Origin of the sequence: Serratia sp. KG1D, assembly GCF_037150675.1 — a bacterium.
GTDB classification, from domain to species: Bacteria; Pseudomonadota; Gammaproteobacteria; order Enterobacterales; family Enterobacteriaceae; genus Serratia; species Serratia nematodiphila.
In genome coordinates this window covers 410,777-425,278 of record NZ_JBAGIH010000002.1, presented here as the reverse complement: position 1 = coordinate 425,278, position 14,502 = coordinate 410,777, and the positions used below count along the sequence as shown (strand labels likewise).

Genomic DNA, 14,502 nt, shown 5'->3' with positions numbered 1-14,502 from the left:
CCCGCAGACGCGGCAGCGCCGCCGTCCGGCTCTTCAAACTTCGTGAGGGATTATGAATCCGCTGTTATTTACCCCGCGCCGTCGCATCGCGGCCGCGCTCTGGCTTTCTTTAGGCGTCGCCGGCGCCGCGCTGGCGCAACCGCAGCCGCCGTTGGCGGAACGGGCGCCGAAAGTGCTGACGGCGCACGGCGAGACGCGCACCGACGATTACTACTGGCTGCGCGACGACAGCCGAAAAGAGCCGAAGGTGCTGGACTACCTGAAGGCGGAGAACCGCTACACCGAGCAGATGATGGCGCCGTACCAAAAGCTGCGCGCCACGCTGTATCAGGAGATGCTGGGCCGCATGAACCCAGACGATCGTTCGGTGCCGTATCAACTCAACGGCTATCGCTATCAGGAAAGCTACGCCGCCGGTAAAGATTTCGCGCTGTATCAACGCCAGGCGCTCACCGCCGACGCGACGTGGCAAACCCTGCTGGACGCCAACCAGCGCGCGGCCGGCCATGCCTATTATCGCCTGGGGGCGATGGACGTCAGCCGGGACAACCGCCGTCTGGCGGTGGCCGAAGATCTGCAGGGCCGCCGCCAATACCGCATCTCCCTGCGCGAGATAGGCAGCGAACGCTGGTCGCCGGAAACGCTGGAAAACACCTCCGGCAACATGGTGTGGGCCAACGACAACCAAACCCTGTTCTACGTGCGCAACCACCCGCAAACGCTGCTGCCGTATCAGGTCTACCGTCATCAGTACGGCACGCCGACGGCGGAAGATAAGCTGGTGTACCAGGAGAACGATCCGGCGTTCTACCTCAGCCTCGGCCGTTCTTCTTCGCGCGATTACCTGATACTCACCATCAGCGGCAACACCACCTCCGAAGTGCGCCTGATCGACGCCAACCAGCCGCAGCGCGAGCCTCAGCTGTTCGCCGCCCGGCAAAACGGCCGCGAGTATTATCTCGATCACTACCGCGGCGAGTTCTATCTGCGTTCCAACCATCAGGATCCGAACTTCGGCCTGTACCGCACGGCGGCGGCGGGCAACCCCTGGCAGACGCTGATTGCGCCGCAGGCGCAGCACGAGGTGGAGAGCTTCAGCCTGTTCCGCGACTGGCTGGTGGTGCAGGGACGCGCCAACGGGCTGGTGCAGCTGCGGCAAATCAGCTGGGACGGTAAAACCGAGCGCGCCATCCCGTTCGACGACGCCAGCTACATGGCCTGGTTGGGCTATAACCCGGAGCCGGACAGCGATCGGTTGCGCTACGGCTATTCGGCGATGACCACGCCGACCCGCACCTATGAGTGGGATCTGAACAAGGGCGATCGCACCCTGCTCAAGCAACAGGAAGTGAAAGGCGTCGATCCCAGCCTGTATCACAGCGAACGCATTTGGATCACGGCGCGCGACGGCGTGAAGGTGCCGGTCTCGCTGGTATATCGCAAATCGCTGTTCAAAAACGGGCATAACCCGCTGCTGGTCTACGGCTATGGCGCTTACGGCATGAGCATGGATCCGGCGTTCAGCGCCAACCGTATCAGCCTGCTGGATCGCGGCTTCGTCTATGCGCTGATCCACGTGCGTGGCGGCGGCGAGTTGGGGCAGAGCTGGTACAAACAGGGCAAGCTGACGCACAAACCGAACAGTTTCAACGATTTCATCGACGCCACCCAGGCATTGGTCAACGGCGGCTACGGCCAGCCGGGGCGCATTTACGCCATGGGCGGCAGCGCCGGCGGATTGCTGATGGGGGCGGTGATCAATCAGGCGCCGCAGCTGTACAACGCGGTGGTGGCGCAGGTGCCGTTCGTCGACGTGGTGACCACCATGCTGGATGACAGCATTCCGCTGACCACCGGGGAATACGAGGAGTGGGGCAACCCGCACCAGCCGGCCGCCTATGCGCTGATGAAGTCCTACAGCCCGTACGACAACGTGCGCAAGCAGCATTATCCGAACCTGCTGGTCACCAGCGGTTTGTACGACTCGCAGGTGCAGTATTGGGAGCCGGCCAAATGGGTGGCGAAGCTGCGGCGTTTCAAACAGGGCGATTCGCTGCTGCTGCTCTCCACCGACATGACCGCCGGCCACGGCGGCAAATCGGGCCGCCTGGCGCGGCTGGAAAACGGCGCGCTGGAGTACGCCTTTATTTTGGCGGCGGATCGGCAGACGCAGGAATAACCTTCAGCGCCGCGGCACGCTGCGGCGCAATAAAACAATAACAATCTTTTACCGCGCGTTTCGGCGGGCTTTTTGCTGGGCATTGTCGGCCATCAAACCTTATTGGCTATTTCTGGGGATATATGAAAATCAATATGATAGCGAGCCTGATCGGCGCGGGACTGGCGCTGTACGGGCCGGCTGCGGCCGCGCAGGAACAGGCGGAAAATAATAAAGGCAGCGTGGCGTTCAGCCCGCTTAACGTCTCGGCCGCCGACGGCGGCAAGAGCAGTGAAAAAGAGGCGTTGGCGAGGCCTGGCGCATTCAGCTCGCGTGACGAAAACAAAAATCTGGAGTCGGTGGACAGCATTCTGCGCAGCATGCCGGGCACCTATACTCAGATCGATCCTAGTCAGGGGGCGGTCAGCGTCAATATTCGCGGCCTGAGCGGCTTCGGCCGGGTCAACACCATGATCGACGGCATTACCCAGAACTATTACGGCACTTCTACGTCTGGCGTGATGTCACACGGTTCGACCAATAACCAGGCGGGCGTTTTGATTGACCCCAACTTCATCGTCGGTGTGGATGTGGCGCGAGGTGAGAACAGCGGCGGCAGCGGCGTAAACGCGTTGGCGGGCAGCGCCAACTTCCGCACTATTGGTGTCGATGATGTGATCTTTTCCGGTAATCCTTTCGGCGTGAGAACCAAATTCTCGGTCGGCAGCAACGGCATTGGCCGCAGCGGCATGATCGCCGTCGCCGGTAAGGGACAGGCGTTTACCGATACCGGCAGCATTGGCGCGATGGCCGCGGTCAGTGGGAGCTCTATTTATTCGAACTTCAACAATGGCGACGGTATCAGCAGCGAAGATTTTGGGTACGATGAATTTATGAAGCAAAATCCCAAGTCACAGCTGTTCAAACTGGATATCAAGCCTAACGAGTTCAATAGCATTGAGTTTTCCGCCAGGAACTACCAAAACCGCTTTTCTCGGCGCGATATCGATAGTCATGACCTCTACCTCAAATATCACTATGCGCCGTTTTCGGAGCTGGTGGATTTAAACTTCACCGTCAGCACCAGTAAAGGCAATCAGAAATACGACGGCGGTTCGCTATTCACCTTCTTTAACACCAATGCAAAAAACCGCTCCGATGCGCTGGATATCAACAACACCAGCCGATTCAGCCTGCTGGATACTGATGTAGCCTTCAGTTATGGCGGCAAGCTGATGCGCAACCAATACCGCAAACATGTTGAATCGGCGATAGAGAATGCGCAGACGGCGCAGGAGGCGATAGAAAATAACACCTTCGCGCCATCCGGCGAGCAGCGAATCGGCAGTTTATATACCGGCCTGCAGCTTAACCGGGATATTTATCAGCTCGATCTCAACCTGAACTACACCAGCAACAAGCTGACCGGCTACAAGCCTGAATGCGATTATCGCGTGGAATGCTTCCCGCAAGGGGCCGCGAACATCAATTTGAAAGAGCAAGGGTTCAATCCTTCGGTAATGCTATCGGCGCAGGTGACGCCGTGGTTGCAGCCATTCGTCAGCTACAGCAAATCGATGCGTGCGCCGAACATTCAAGAAGTGTTCTATTCCAACTCGGGTGGCGCATCGATGAACCCGTTCCTCAAGGGGGAACGGGCGGAAACCTGGCAGGCCGGCTTCAATGCCAACGGACACGATCTGTTGGTGAAGGAAGATTCATTGCGCCTTAAGGTCGTGGGCTATACCAGTAAGGTACGTAATTACATCTTCAGCGAGTCCTACATGGTATGCCGCAATGGGCGGAAATGCAGTTATCGCGAAAATCTGGAAAACGATTGGGCCGATGCGAGCGAAGATTACTCGGACAACATGTATATCTACGTCAACTCTCTGACGCCAGTGCGCATGCATGGTGTTGAGGTTGAAGCCAACTATGACGCCGGTCGAGCATTCGCCCGCGTCTCTTTCAGCAAGCAACACACCGAGCAGCCGACCTCCATCGCCAGCACCTATTTCGGCGCCGGGGATATCAATGAATTGCCGGACATGTATTTTACGTTGGATACCGGGGTGCGTTTCCTTGATGAATCGCTAACCGTCGGCAGCATCGTGAAATACACGGGCAAAACGCGTCGCTTGTCGCCGGATTATGAACAGAGCGAAGTGACCGGTGAAATCCTGAAGCAAGAGATGCCGAACATTCCTACCATTATTGACCTGTACAGCACTTATCAGATCAACCGCAACGTCATGCTGAAATTTAGCGTGCAAAACGTGATGAACAAGAGCTATTCCGAGGCGTTGAACAAACTGAATATGTTGCCGATCCAAGGGGATGACGCGACGGCCGCCAACACCGCCCGTGGGCGGACTTATATCTTCGGCGGGGAGGTGCGCTTCTAAACCGCAGCAGAGCAGGGCGCAGTCACTGCGCCCGTTTCGCCTGCAGCAGCCATTTGTCCAGCTCGTTGGCGAACTGCTGGCGGTCGCGCTGGTTCAGGGCGTTCGGGCCGCCGGTCTGAATGCCGCTGGCGCGCAGGGTATTCATAAAATCGCGCATGTTGAGGCGCTCGCGGATGGTGTCCGGCGTATAGCGCTCGCCGCGCGGGTTCAGCGCCACCGCCCCTTTCTCTATCACCTCCGCCGCCAGCGGGATATCGGCGGTGATCACCAGATCGCCCGCTTCGCAGCGGCGCACGATCTCGTTATCGGCCACGTCGAAACCGGCCGCCACCTGCAGCGAACGGATGTACTTCGACGGCGGCGTGCGTAATGGCTGGTTCGCCACCAGCGTGACGGTGATGGCGGTGCGATCGGCGGCGCGGAACAGCACCTCTTTGATCACGTTCGGACAGGCGTCCGCATCGACCCAAATCTGCATCATTTCGGCTCCTGCAGCCAGTCGCGCACCGGCAGGAAATCGCGCGTCAGCGCCGCTTCCTGGCTGTCGGCCTCCGGCTGGTAGTTATATTCCCAACGCACCAACGGCGGCATCGACATCAGGATGGACTCGGTGCGCCCGCCTGTTTGCAGCCCGAACAGCGTGCCGCGATCCCACACCAGGTTGAACTCCACATAGCGGCCGCGGCGATACAGCTGGAACTGGCGCTCGCGCTCGCCCCAGGTCAAGGCCTTGCGTTTTTCGACGATCGGCAGATAGGCGTCGAGGAAGCCCTGGCCCACCGCGCGGGTGAAGGCGAAGCAGTGGTCGAAGTCCGGGGTGTTCAGATCGTCGTAGAACAGGCCGCCGATGCCGCGCGCTTCGTTGCGGTGCTTGATGAAGAAGTAATCGTCGCACCATTGCTTGTATTTCGGGTAAACCTCGTCGCCGAACGGCGCGCACAGCTCGGCCGCGGTGCGGTGCCAGTGCACGGCATCCTCTGCGAAACCGTAGAACGGCGTCAGGTCAAAACCGCCGCCGAACCACCACACCGGCGCCTCGCCCGGTTTTTCGGCGATGAAGAAGCGCACGTTGGCGTGGCTGGTGGGGACATAGGGGCTGAGCGGGTGGATAACCAACGAGACGCCCATCGCCTGGAAGCTGCGCCCGGCCAGTTCCGGACGGTGCGCAGTGGCCGAGGCCGGCAGGGTGGCGCCGGAGACGTGCGAGAAGTTGACCCCCGCCTGTTCGAACACCGCGCCGTTGGTCAGCACGCGGCTGCGGCCGCCGCCGCCTTCTTCACGCGTCCATTGGTCTTCGGTGAACACGGCGCCGCCGTCGGCCTGGGCGAGCTGCGCGCAGATGTGATCCTGCAGCGCCAGCAGGAAGGATTTTACTTCAGCGATGTTAGGTAAACTCATGCGGGGTCTTTATAGCGTCTGGCTGAACAAGGCGCTGAGTATACTCTTATTCGCCGCCCGCGGCATCAGCGGGGTTTGCGTTGGTGTGCGTCGAAATAGTCGAAGAAGTTGATGATGCCGTCCGCGATGGCGCGGGCGATTTTCTCGCGAAACGCGGTGGTGCCCAGCAGCCGTTCTTCGTTCGGGTTGGTGATGAACGAGGTTTCCACCAGCACCGAGGGGATGGACGGGGATTTCAGCACCGCGAACGCCGCCTGTTCGGTGCTGTCGCTGTGCAGATGGTGCACTGGGCGAATTTGACCGAGCACGTGGCGGCCGAGCGTCAGGCTGTTGTTGATGGTGTCGGTTTGCACCAGATCGAACAGCACCTGCTGCAGGTAGTTGTCCTGATCCTTGTACTTGCCGCCCGCCACGTCGTCGGCGGCGTTTTCACGGTTTGACAGGTAGCGCGCCATGGCGCTGCTGGCGCCGCGGTTGGAGAGGGCGAACACCGAAGCGCCGGAGGCCGACGGGCTGGTGAAACCGTCGGCGTGAATCGAAATGAACAGATCGGCCTGGTGCTGGTGGGCGATCTCCACCCGCTGGAACAGCGGAATGAATTCGTCTTCTTCGCGCGTCAGGCGCGCCTCGACGTGATCGTGCTCATGCAGGAAACGGCGCACATGGTTGGCGATTTCCAGCACGATGTGTTTTTCCTGCGAGCCTTCGTGGCCGACCGCGCCGGAGTCGATGCCGCCGTGGCCGGGATCGATCATCACCCGCTTCTTGCCGCCGGCCGGTTTCGCCGCCGGTTTGCTGTGCTGATTGCGCAGCAGGCCTTCCGCCTTGGCGTTTTGGCTTTTCACGCCGAACAGCGCTACCGCCAGGCCGGAAAGCAAAAGTTGGCGTCGCGTCGGGGAAACGGTAAGCGGTTTAAAATTGAGGAAGGGTTTACCCTGCTTTTTCATGACGCAACGCTCCGTCGACGTTTCTATTTTGCGACGTTATATCGTATTGATAATCATTAATCGACCCGATAACTATTTCCATTTATTACGCTTGTTACCGGCGATTCCCGGGCAAATAGCGCGCTAAATCGCAGTTTGATATTGCGTAAGTGAATAATCACGCGATAATCAGATAAACACCTTAATTAACAGCGGCCAACATCGATGGAAATTCGCGTATTTCGACAAGACGACTTTGAAGAAGTCATTACCCTGTGGGAGCGCTGCGATCTGCTGCGGCCCTGGAACGATCCGGAGATGGACATCGAGCGCAAGCTGAACCACGATCCGGAGCTGTTTCTGGTGGCGGAAGTCGGCGGCGAAGTGGTCGGCTCGGTGATGGGCGGCTATGATGGGCACCGCGGCTCGGCGTATTACCTCGGGGTGCATCCCGACTATCGCGGGCGCGGCATCGCCAATGCGTTGATCAACCGTCTGGAGAAGAAGCTGATCGCCCGCGGCTGCCCGAAAATCCAGATCATGGTGCGCGAAGACAACGACACGGTGGTTGAGATGTACGAGAAGCTCGGCTACGAAATCCAGGGCATCACCAGCCTGGGCAAGCGGCTGATCGAAGATCAGGAATATTGATCGAGCGGCGGACGGCGGTATAGCCCGCCCGCCGCATCGCATTACGGCAGCTTTTTGACGGTTTTTACGTCCACTTCCACGCTGCTCCAGTCTTTATCCACTTTCCCTTCCAACTGCACCTTGTCTTTCGGCGTGACGGTTTGGCCGTTCCAGCGCTTGCGATCGATCTCGACCGTCAGGGTGCCGGTGGCGTCGCGGAAGGTGTAGGTATCGTCGCCGATGCGCTGCTCGATGTTGCCCTGCAACATCACCCAGGTGTCGTCGCTCAGCGATTTCACCTTGTCCACGGTGGTCAGCGCCGCGCTGGGGCCGGAGAAACCGCCCTGCGGAGCGGGTTGCGTTTGCGCCTGCGGCGCGGCCGGATCGAGGAACCCGCCTTGTTGCGCCAGTACCGGTGCGCTGCACAGCGCGATCAGAGCGGCCAGAGTCAGTTTTTTCATGTTGCGCTTCCTTATCGTTATTGAAAATCACATCCCGCTGATATCGGGTGCTTGCTAAGTGATAAGGATTAAAACACGCCGATCTTAAGAGCTTCTTAAGCCGACGCATTGAAATTCCCATCGCCGGCGCCCATCTGTAGCCATAGTCTTTATTCTGTTGGCAAGGAACGAACGTTGAAGCCATTCTCCCCCCGGTTTTCCCCGGACGATTACGATCAGCACGGCGCGCTGCGGCTGCCGCTGGGATTTTGGGCCGTGCTGATTTTGCAGGCGCGCACCTGGCTGTTGTTCGTGATGGCCGGCGCTTCGCGCGAGCAGGGCGAAAGCCTGTTGGCGCTGTTTTATCCGGATACCCAACGTTTTTGGTACGGCATGCTGCTCGGTCTGCCGGCGGCGCTGGCGTTTTTGCTGAGCGGCCGTCGCCACCAATGGCCGCGGCTGTGGCGCGGCTGGCGCTGGGGGCTGGCTGTCTCGCTGCTGGCGTCGCTCGGCGGCTCGCTGTTCAGCCTGTGGCGCCAGGACGGCGATGCGCCGGGGCTGGAGCTGGCGTTGGTGTTGCTCGACGCGCTGGCGCTGAGCTATCTGCTGCTGAATGCGCGCTTGAAAGCCTGTTTCGCGCCGGCGGAGCAGGCCGACTAATTGCCGAGAAGTGCGGCACTTTTCGCATTTTCCGCACTCCAAGCTGGCAACCGTTGGCGTAGTGCGGGCCGTTGTGAGAGGCTGGCATGCAGCAAAACGCCGAGTGCGGCAGGCGCGGGCTACCGCGCCGTGCCATTGATGTCTAAGGAGCTAGAGATGAATATTCGCCCCCTGTTGTTAGGGCTTCCGTTGTTACTGACCGGCTGTTCGAGCATGTCCAATTTCTCCTGGTCCAGCCTGTCGCCGTTCAACTGGTTCGGCAGCAGCCTGGAGGTCGGCGCCAAGGGCGTCGGCAAGCTCAACGCCGGCACGCCGATGTCGGAAAGCGCCATCAATGACGGGCTGGACGGCAACTACCGCCTGCGCGGCGGCATGGCGACCAACAACGGCCAGATCGTCTCTTATTACCAGGCGTTGTCCGGCGACGAAGTGAAACTGGTGATCACCGGCGAACCGAAAGGGCGCCTGCAGCGCGTGGACGTGCTGGATCCGAAAGTGGCGACGGAGTGGGGCAACAAGCTCGGCACGCCGTTCGGCGATATGTACAGCAAGGCGTTCGGCTCCTGTAAGCCGGGCAGCGGCGAAGACGCCGGTAAAGTGGAATGCGTGGCGGAGCAGAGCAAGTACGTCACCTACATCTTCAGCGGCAAGTGGGCCGGGGCGCAGGATATCATTCCGCCGGACGACACCCTGAAAAGCTGGACGGTCAGCAAAATCATCTGGCACGCCAAGCCGCAGCAGTAACGTGTTCAACGGGCGCCGGTTCGCGGCGCCTGCCTTTTCAAGCCATTACCCCTATTTTCTTTGCGCTGCTGCAAGGCAATCGTCCGCGCTTGCGGTATGATAGCGCGCGTTTGTGACAGGGAACCCGCGCGTCAACCGCCATACCTGTTGCCTGGTTTTGGTATTGAGGATAACAACATGACACAGGTTCAGAGCGGCATTCTGCTGGAGCACTGCCGTTTCGCCATTTTTATGGAAGCCAGCGTACAGGGCGAATTCGCCGACTTGCGCCAGGGCTGCAAGCAGTTTTGTCAGACCCTGAGCGAGCTGCAGCAGCAGTTCCCCGATGCGCGCCTCGGCGCGGTGATCGCTTTCGGTTACGACGTTTGGCACGATCTCTCCAGCGGCCAGGGTGCGAAAGAGTTGAAGCCGTTCACGCCGCTCGGCAAAGGGCTGGCGCCGGCCACCCAGCGCGATATGCTGATCCACATCCAGTCGCTGCGCCACGACGTCAACTTCACGCTGGCGCAGGCGGCGCTGGCGGCGTTCGGCAATGTCATCAAGATTGAAGAAGAAACCCACGGCTTCCGCTGGGTGGAAGAGCGCGATCTGAGCGGCTTCATCGACGGCACCGAAAACCCGCAGGGCGACCAGCGCCCGGCAGTGGCGACGATCGCCGAAGGCGAAGAGGACGCTGGCGGCAGCTATGTGCTGGTGCAACGCTACGAGCACAACCTGCGCCAGTGGCAGCGCTTTACCACCGAACAGCAGGAGCAGATCATCGGCCGCACCAAGCACGACAGCGAAGAGCTGCCGGCCGATCAGCGCCCGGATACCTCGCACGTCAGCCGCGTCGATCTGAAAGAGAACGGCAAGGGCCTGAAAATTTTGCGCCAGAGCCTGCCTTACGGCACCGCCAGCGGCAAGCACGGCCTGTTCTTCATCGCCTATTGTGCGCGCCTGCACAATATCGAGCAGCAGCTGCTGAGCATGTTCGGCGATCTGGACGGCAAACGCGACGCGATGTTGCGCTTCAGCCGTGCGGTGACCGGCAGCTACTACTTTGCGCCATCGCTGACGCGCCTGCTGTCACTTTGACGCCGTCGCCGAAGCCGGCGCGTCCGGCTTCGGTCTGTTTTCCCTTCCCAAAACGCCTCGCATTCCCTGCCTTATAGCGTTTGATGCTTGTAAATCACTAAACGGTATATAAAAGCGTTACAGCTCCGCACCGAGTTATAAATACACTGGTCGTCAATAAGGCGAAAGCCTGAAGGAATGACTCAGTGATAAGGTGCAGAATGAAACAAAACCGGGTTAAAAATCTCGTGCTGAAAGGTTGGCTGGCGGCTGCGCTGTTGGCGAGCGGCGCCGCGTCGGCGGCGGAATTGCTGAACAGCTCTTATGACGTTTCCCGTGAATTGTTCGTCGCGCTGAATCCCGGCTTTGAACAGCAGTGGAATCAACAGCATCCGAACGACAAGCTGACCATCAAACAATCGCACGCCGGCTCGTCGAAGCAGGCGCTGGCGATCCTGCAGGGCCTGCGCGCCGACGTGGTGACCTACAACCAGGTCACAGACGTGCAGATCCTGCACGATCGCGGGCAGCTGATCCCGGCAGACTGGCAGGCGCGCCTGCCGAACAACAGCTCGCCGTTCTATTCCACCATGGCGTTTTTGGTGCGCAAGGACAACCCGAAGGGCATCCACACCTGGAACGATTTGGTGCGTGACGACGTGAAGCTGGTGTTCCCGAACCCGAAAACCTCCGGCAACGGCCGTTATACCTATCTGGCCGCCTGGGGCGCCGCCAGCCAGGCTGACGGCAACGATGCGGCCAAGACCCGCGCCTTCATGACCCGCTTCCTGAAAAACGTGCTGGTGTTCGATACCGGTGGCCGCGGCGCGACCACCACCTTCGTCGAGCGCGGTTTGGGCGACGTGCTGATCAGCTTCGAGTCCGAAGTGAACAACATCCGCAAGCAATACGGTGAAGACAAGTACGAAGTGATCGTGCCGCCGGTCGATATTCTGGCGGAGTTCCCGGTGGCCTGGGTCGACAAAAACGTAGAGCGCAACGGCACCGAGCAGGCGGCCAAAGCCTATCTGAACTACCTCTACAGCCCGGCGGCGCAGCAGGTGATCACCAGCTTCTACTACCGCGTCTATGACCAGAAAGCGATGGTGGCGGCGAAGGGGCAATTCCCGGACACCCAACTGTTCCGGGTGGAAGACCAGTTCGGCGGTTGGCCGCAGGTGATGAAAACTCACTTCGCCACCGGCGGCGAGTTGGATCAGCTGCTAGCGGCAGGGCGCAAGTAAATGTTGGCGTTGTCGTCCAGTAAACGGGTGCTGCCCGGATTTGGCCTCAGCCTCGGCAGCAGCCTGTTTTATACCTGTTTGATCCTGCTGCTGCCGCTCAGTGCGCTGGTGATGCAGCTGGCGCAGATGAGCCTGGCGCAATATTGGGAAGTGATTTCCAACCCGCAGGTGGTGGCGGCGTACAAAGTGACGCTGCTGGCCGCCGGCGTCGCCAGCCTGTTCAACGCGGTGTTCGGCATGCTGATGGCCTGGATCCTGACGCGCTACCGTTTTCCCGGCCGTTCGCTGCTGGACGGCCTGATCGATCTGCCGTTCGCGCTGCCGACGGCGGTGGCCGGCCTGACGCTGGCCGGTCTGTTTTCCACCACGGGCTGGTACGGTCAGTGGCTGGCGCACTTTGACATTAAGGTCACCTTCACCTGGCTTGGGATTGCGGTGGCGATGGCGTTCACCAGCCTGCCGTTTGTGGTGCGCACCGTGCAGCCGGTTTTGGAAGAGCTGGGGCCGGAATACGAAGAGGCGGCCGAGACGCTGGGCGCCACGCGTTGGCAGAGCTTTCGCCGCGTGGTGTTGCCTGAGGTGGCGCCGGCGCTGCTGGCCGGCACCGCCATTTCCTTTACCCGCAGCCTGGGCGAGTTTGGCGCGGTGATTTTCATCGCCGGCAATATCGCCTGGAAGACGGAAGTGACCTCGCTGATGATTTTTGTGCGTTTGCAGGAGTTCGATTACCCGGCGGCCAGCGCCATCGCCTCGGTGATCCTGGCTGCGTCGCTGCTGCTGCTGTTCAGCATTAACGTCTTGCAAAGCCGCTTCGGCAGACGTTTGGGAGGAGGGCACTGATGGCTGATGTTTCCGCCTTCAACGGCGCCGAGCGCCCGCGCGTCAACTGGGGCAAGTGGACGTTGATCGCCATCGGCGCGCTGTTTTCGGTGCTGCTGCTGGTGGTGCCGATGATGTCGATTTTCGCCGAGGCCTTCTCCAAAGGGGTTGGCGCGATGTGGAGCAACTTGCTCGATCCGGACATGCTGCACGCCATCTGGCTGACGGTCTTGATCGCGCTGCTCACCGTGCCGTTCAACCTGGTGTTCGGCACGTTGCTGGCGTGGCTGGTGACGCGTTTCACCTTCCCCGGCCGCCAGTTGCTGCTGACGCTGATCGATATCCCGTTCGCCGTCTCACCGGTGGTGGCGGGGCTGATTTATCTGCTGTTTTACGGCAGCAACGGTCTGCTGGGCGGCTGGCTGGATGCGCATAACATCCAGATCATGTTCTCCTGGCCGGGCATGGTGCTGGTGACCATCTTCGTCACCTGTCCTTTCGTGGTGCGCGAGCTGGTGCCGATGATGCTCAGCCAGGGCAGCCAGGAAGACGAGGCCGCCATTCTGCTGGGGGCGTCCGGTTGGCAGATGTTCCGCCGCGTGACGCTGCCCAACATTCGCTGGGCGCTGCTGTACGGCGTGGTGCTGACCAACGCGCGCGCCATCGGCGAGTTCGGCGCGGTGTCGGTGGTGTCCGGTTCGATTCGCGGCGAAACCTACAGCCTGCCGCTGCAGGTTGAGCTGTTGCAGCAGGATTACAACACCGTCGGGGCCTTTACCGCCGCCGCCCTGTTGACCCTGATGGCGATCGTTACCCTATTTTTGAAGAGCGCGCTGCAGTGGCGTCTGGAACGTCAAAACGCGCGTCTCGAGCGGGAGGAAAATCATGAGCATTGAGATTAACGGCATCAACAAGTACTTCGGTCGCACCAAGGTATTGAACGATATCTCGCTCGATATTGCTTCCGGCGAGATGGTGGCGCTGCTCGGGCCATCCGGCTCCGGCAAGACCACGCTGCTGCGCATCATCGCCGGGCTGGAAAGCCAGAGCGGCGGCAAGCTGGGCTTCCACGGCACCGATGTCAGCCACATGCACGCGCGCGACAGGCGTGTGGGCTTCGTATTTCAGCACTATGCGCTGTTCCGCCATATGACGGTGTTCGACAATATCGCCTTCGGCCTGACCGTGCTGCCGCGCCGCGAGCGGCCGAACGCCGCGGCGATCAAACAGAAAGTCACTCAGCTGCTGGACATGGTGCAGCTGGGCCACCTGGCTACCCGCTACCCGTCGCAGCTGTCCGGCGGTCAGAAACAGCGCGTGGCGCTGGCGCGCGCCCTGGCGGTGGAACCGCAGATTCTGCTGCTGGATGAACCGTTCGGCGCGCTGGATGCGCAGGTGCGCAAAGAGCTGCGCCGCTGGCTGCGTCAGCTGCATGAAGAGCTGAAATTCACCAGCGTTTTCGTCACCCACGATCAGGAAGAGGCGATGGAAGTGGCTGACCGCATCGTGGTGATGAGCCAGGGCAATATCGAACAGGTTGGCTCGCCGGAGGAGATTATGCGCGAGCCGGCCAGCCGCTTCGTGCTGGAGTTTATGGGGGAAGTGAACCGTCTGAACGGCGAAATTCGTGGCTCCCAGCTGTTCGTCGGCGCGCACCAGTGGCCGCTGTCGTTCCAGCCGATGCACCAGGGCAGCGTCGATCTGTTCCTGCGCCCGTGGGAAATGGAAGTGGCGACCGAGAGCAGCGAGCGCTGCCCACTGCCGGTTCAGGTGTTGGAAGTCAGCCCGCGCGGCCATTTCTGGCAGCTGACGGTGCAGCCGATCGGCTGGCACCAGGAACCGATCGGCGTGGTGCTGCCGGAAGGCAACGCTACGCCGGTGCGCGGCGGCCGTTATTACGTCGGCAGCCTCAATGCGCGGCTGTATGCCGGCGATCAACTGCTGCAACCTGTTGCGTTAGCCAAAAGCGCCTGATAGGTTTTAGCCAGTCCTTTTCTTTAAGGCAACCCCGGGGTTGCCTTT

The 14,502-nt window shown here is 60.5% G+C and carries 14 protein-coding genes; 10 read left to right on the top strand and 4 right to left on the bottom strand.

All coding sequences use genetic code 11. The features are described from left to right. Window positions 1-52 precede the first annotated feature (52 nt). Together WFM45_RS13765 and WFM45_RS13760 are read left to right on the top strand one after the other, a co-directional pair. Complete coding sequence (locus tag WFM45_RS13765; RefSeq protein ID WP_336956072.1) at window positions 53-2,179, top strand: S9 family peptidase; 2,127 nt, start codon at window positions 53-55, stop codon at window positions 2,177-2,179. A 122-nt stretch (window positions 2,180-2,301) separates the two neighbouring features. Continuing rightward, window positions 2,302-4,563, top strand: coding sequence for a TonB-dependent receptor domain-containing protein (locus WFM45_RS13760; RefSeq protein WP_336956070.1), 2,262 nt, complete (start codon window positions 2,302-2,304; stop codon window positions 4,561-4,563). A 22-nt stretch (window positions 4,564-4,585) separates the two neighbouring features. On the opposite strand, the gene WFM45_RS13755 is transcribed toward WFM45_RS13760, so the two are convergent. The 3 genes from WFM45_RS13755 to amiA form a co-directional block, all read right to left on the bottom strand. After that, the gene (locus tag WFM45_RS13755) at window positions 4,586-5,041 is read right to left on the bottom strand and encodes a YaiI/YqxD family protein (protein ID WP_336956290.1); all 456 of its coding nucleotides are present in this window, start codon (window positions 5,039-5,041) and stop codon (window positions 4,586-4,588) included. Further along, on the bottom strand, window positions 5,041-5,961 hold the full coding sequence (gene hemF / locus WFM45_RS13750) for an oxygen-dependent coproporphyrinogen oxidase (protein WP_336956069.1): 921 nt from the start codon (window positions 5,959-5,961) through the stop codon (window positions 5,041-5,043). The genes WFM45_RS13755 and hemF overlap by 1 nt, the downstream gene beginning before the upstream one ends. A gap of 65 nt (window positions 5,962-6,026) precedes the next feature. Beyond that, entirely contained in the window at window positions 6,027-6,908 is an 882-nt protein-coding gene (amiA, locus tag WFM45_RS13745) for an N-acetylmuramoyl-L-alanine amidase AmiA (RefSeq protein ID WP_033632425.1), read from the bottom strand. Between the two features lie 204 nt (window positions 6,909-7,112). Here amiA and WFM45_RS13740 point away from each other — a divergent pair, with 204 nt between their 5' ends. Next, window positions 7,113-7,538: a GNAT family acetyltransferase gene (locus WFM45_RS13740; RefSeq protein WP_004936504.1), complete on the top strand. Its 426-nt coding sequence runs from the start codon at window positions 7,113-7,115 to the stop codon at window positions 7,536-7,538. A 41-nt stretch (window positions 7,539-7,579) separates the two neighbouring features. Here the strand turns inward: WFM45_RS13740 and WFM45_RS13735 are convergent, their stop codons facing one another. Next, complete coding sequence (locus WFM45_RS13735; protein WP_004936500.1) at window positions 7,580-7,978, bottom strand: YgiW/YdeI family stress tolerance OB fold protein; 399 nt, start codon at window positions 7,976-7,978, stop codon at window positions 7,580-7,582. A 174-nt stretch (window positions 7,979-8,152) separates the two neighbouring features. On the opposite strand from WFM45_RS13735, the gene WFM45_RS13730 reads away from it, so the two are divergent. From WFM45_RS13730 to cysA, 7 genes are all read left to right on the top strand, one after another. Then, complete coding sequence (locus WFM45_RS13730; protein ID WP_048324662.1) at window positions 8,153-8,617, top strand: DUF2919 domain-containing protein; 465 nt, start codon at window positions 8,153-8,155, stop codon at window positions 8,615-8,617. Window positions 8,618-8,773: 156 nt separating this feature from the next. After that, complete coding sequence (locus WFM45_RS13725) at window positions 8,774-9,361, top strand: RpoE-regulated lipoprotein (RefSeq protein ID WP_004936494.1); 588 nt, start codon at window positions 8,774-8,776, stop codon at window positions 9,359-9,361. A gap of 177 nt (window positions 9,362-9,538) precedes the next feature. Beyond that, window positions 9,539-10,438 carry a Dyp-type peroxidase gene (locus WFM45_RS13720; RefSeq protein WP_004936493.1) on the top strand — a complete coding sequence of 300 codons (900 nt, stop codon included), beginning with the start codon at window positions 9,539-9,541 and terminating at the stop codon, window positions 10,436-10,438. Between the two features lie 200 nt (window positions 10,439-10,638). Further along, entirely contained in the window at window positions 10,639-11,661 is a 1,023-nt protein-coding gene (locus WFM45_RS13715; protein WP_274851446.1) for a sulfate ABC transporter substrate-binding protein, read from the top strand. After that, the gene (gene cysT, locus WFM45_RS13710; protein ID WP_004936486.1) at window positions 11,662-12,501 is read left to right on the top strand and encodes a sulfate/thiosulfate ABC transporter permease CysT; all 840 of its coding nucleotides are present in this window, start codon (window positions 11,662-11,664) and stop codon (window positions 12,499-12,501) included. Then, complete coding sequence (cysW, locus tag WFM45_RS13705) at window positions 12,501-13,376, top strand: sulfate/thiosulfate ABC transporter permease CysW (protein WP_156865804.1); 876 nt, start codon at window positions 12,501-12,503, stop codon at window positions 13,374-13,376. Before cysT ends, cysW begins: the two co-directional genes overlap by 1 nt. After that, a complete protein-coding gene (gene cysA / locus WFM45_RS13700) occupies window positions 13,366-14,454 on the top strand; it encodes a sulfate/thiosulfate ABC transporter ATP-binding protein CysA (RefSeq protein ID WP_033632430.1) in 1,089 nt (362 codons plus the stop codon). The genes cysW and cysA overlap by 11 nt, the downstream gene beginning before the upstream one ends. Window positions 14,455-14,502: the final 48 nt, after the last annotated feature.

What these genes read in the sequence shown, in the direction of transcription:
- WFM45_RS13715 (WP_274851446.1), top strand. Translation starts at nt 10,639, where the DNA reads ATGAAACAAAACCGGGTTAAAAATCTCGTGCTGAAAGGTTGGCTGGCG.
- hemF (WP_336956069.1), bottom strand. Translation starts at nt 5,961, where the DNA reads ATGAGTTTACCTAACATCGCTGAAGTAAAATCCTTCCTGCTGGCGCTG.
- WFM45_RS13740 (WP_004936504.1), top strand. Translation starts at nt 7,113, where the DNA reads ATGGAAATTCGCGTATTTCGACAAGACGACTTTGAAGAAGTCATTACC.
- amiA (WP_033632425.1), bottom strand. Translation starts at nt 6,908, where the DNA reads ATGAAAAAGCAGGGTAAACCCTTCCTCAATTTTAAACCGCTTACCGTT.
- WFM45_RS13720 (WP_004936493.1), top strand. Translation starts at nt 9,539, where the DNA reads ATGACACAGGTTCAGAGCGGCATTCTGCTGGAGCACTGCCGTTTCGCC.
- WFM45_RS13735 (WP_004936500.1), bottom strand. Translation starts at nt 7,978, where the DNA reads ATGAAAAAACTGACTCTGGCCGCTCTGATCGCGCTGTGCAGCGCACCG.
- cysW (WP_156865804.1), top strand. Translation starts at nt 12,501, where the DNA reads ATGGCTGATGTTTCCGCCTTCAACGGCGCCGAGCGCCCGCGCGTCAAC.
- WFM45_RS13760 (WP_336956070.1), top strand. Translation starts at nt 2,302, where the DNA reads ATGAAAATCAATATGATAGCGAGCCTGATCGGCGCGGGACTGGCGCTG.
- cysT (WP_004936486.1), top strand. Translation starts at nt 11,662, where the DNA reads ATGTTGGCGTTGTCGTCCAGTAAACGGGTGCTGCCCGGATTTGGCCTC.
- WFM45_RS13765 (WP_336956072.1), top strand. Translation starts at nt 53, where the DNA reads ATGAATCCGCTGTTATTTACCCCGCGCCGTCGCATCGCGGCCGCGCTC.
- WFM45_RS13755 (WP_336956290.1), bottom strand. Translation starts at nt 5,041, where the DNA reads ATGCAGATTTGGGTCGATGCGGACGCCTGTCCGAACGTGATCAAAGAG.
- cysA (WP_033632430.1), top strand. Translation starts at nt 13,366, where the DNA reads ATGAGCATTGAGATTAACGGCATCAACAAGTACTTCGGTCGCACCAAG.
- WFM45_RS13725 (WP_004936494.1), top strand. Translation starts at nt 8,774, where the DNA reads ATGAATATTCGCCCCCTGTTGTTAGGGCTTCCGTTGTTACTGACCGGC.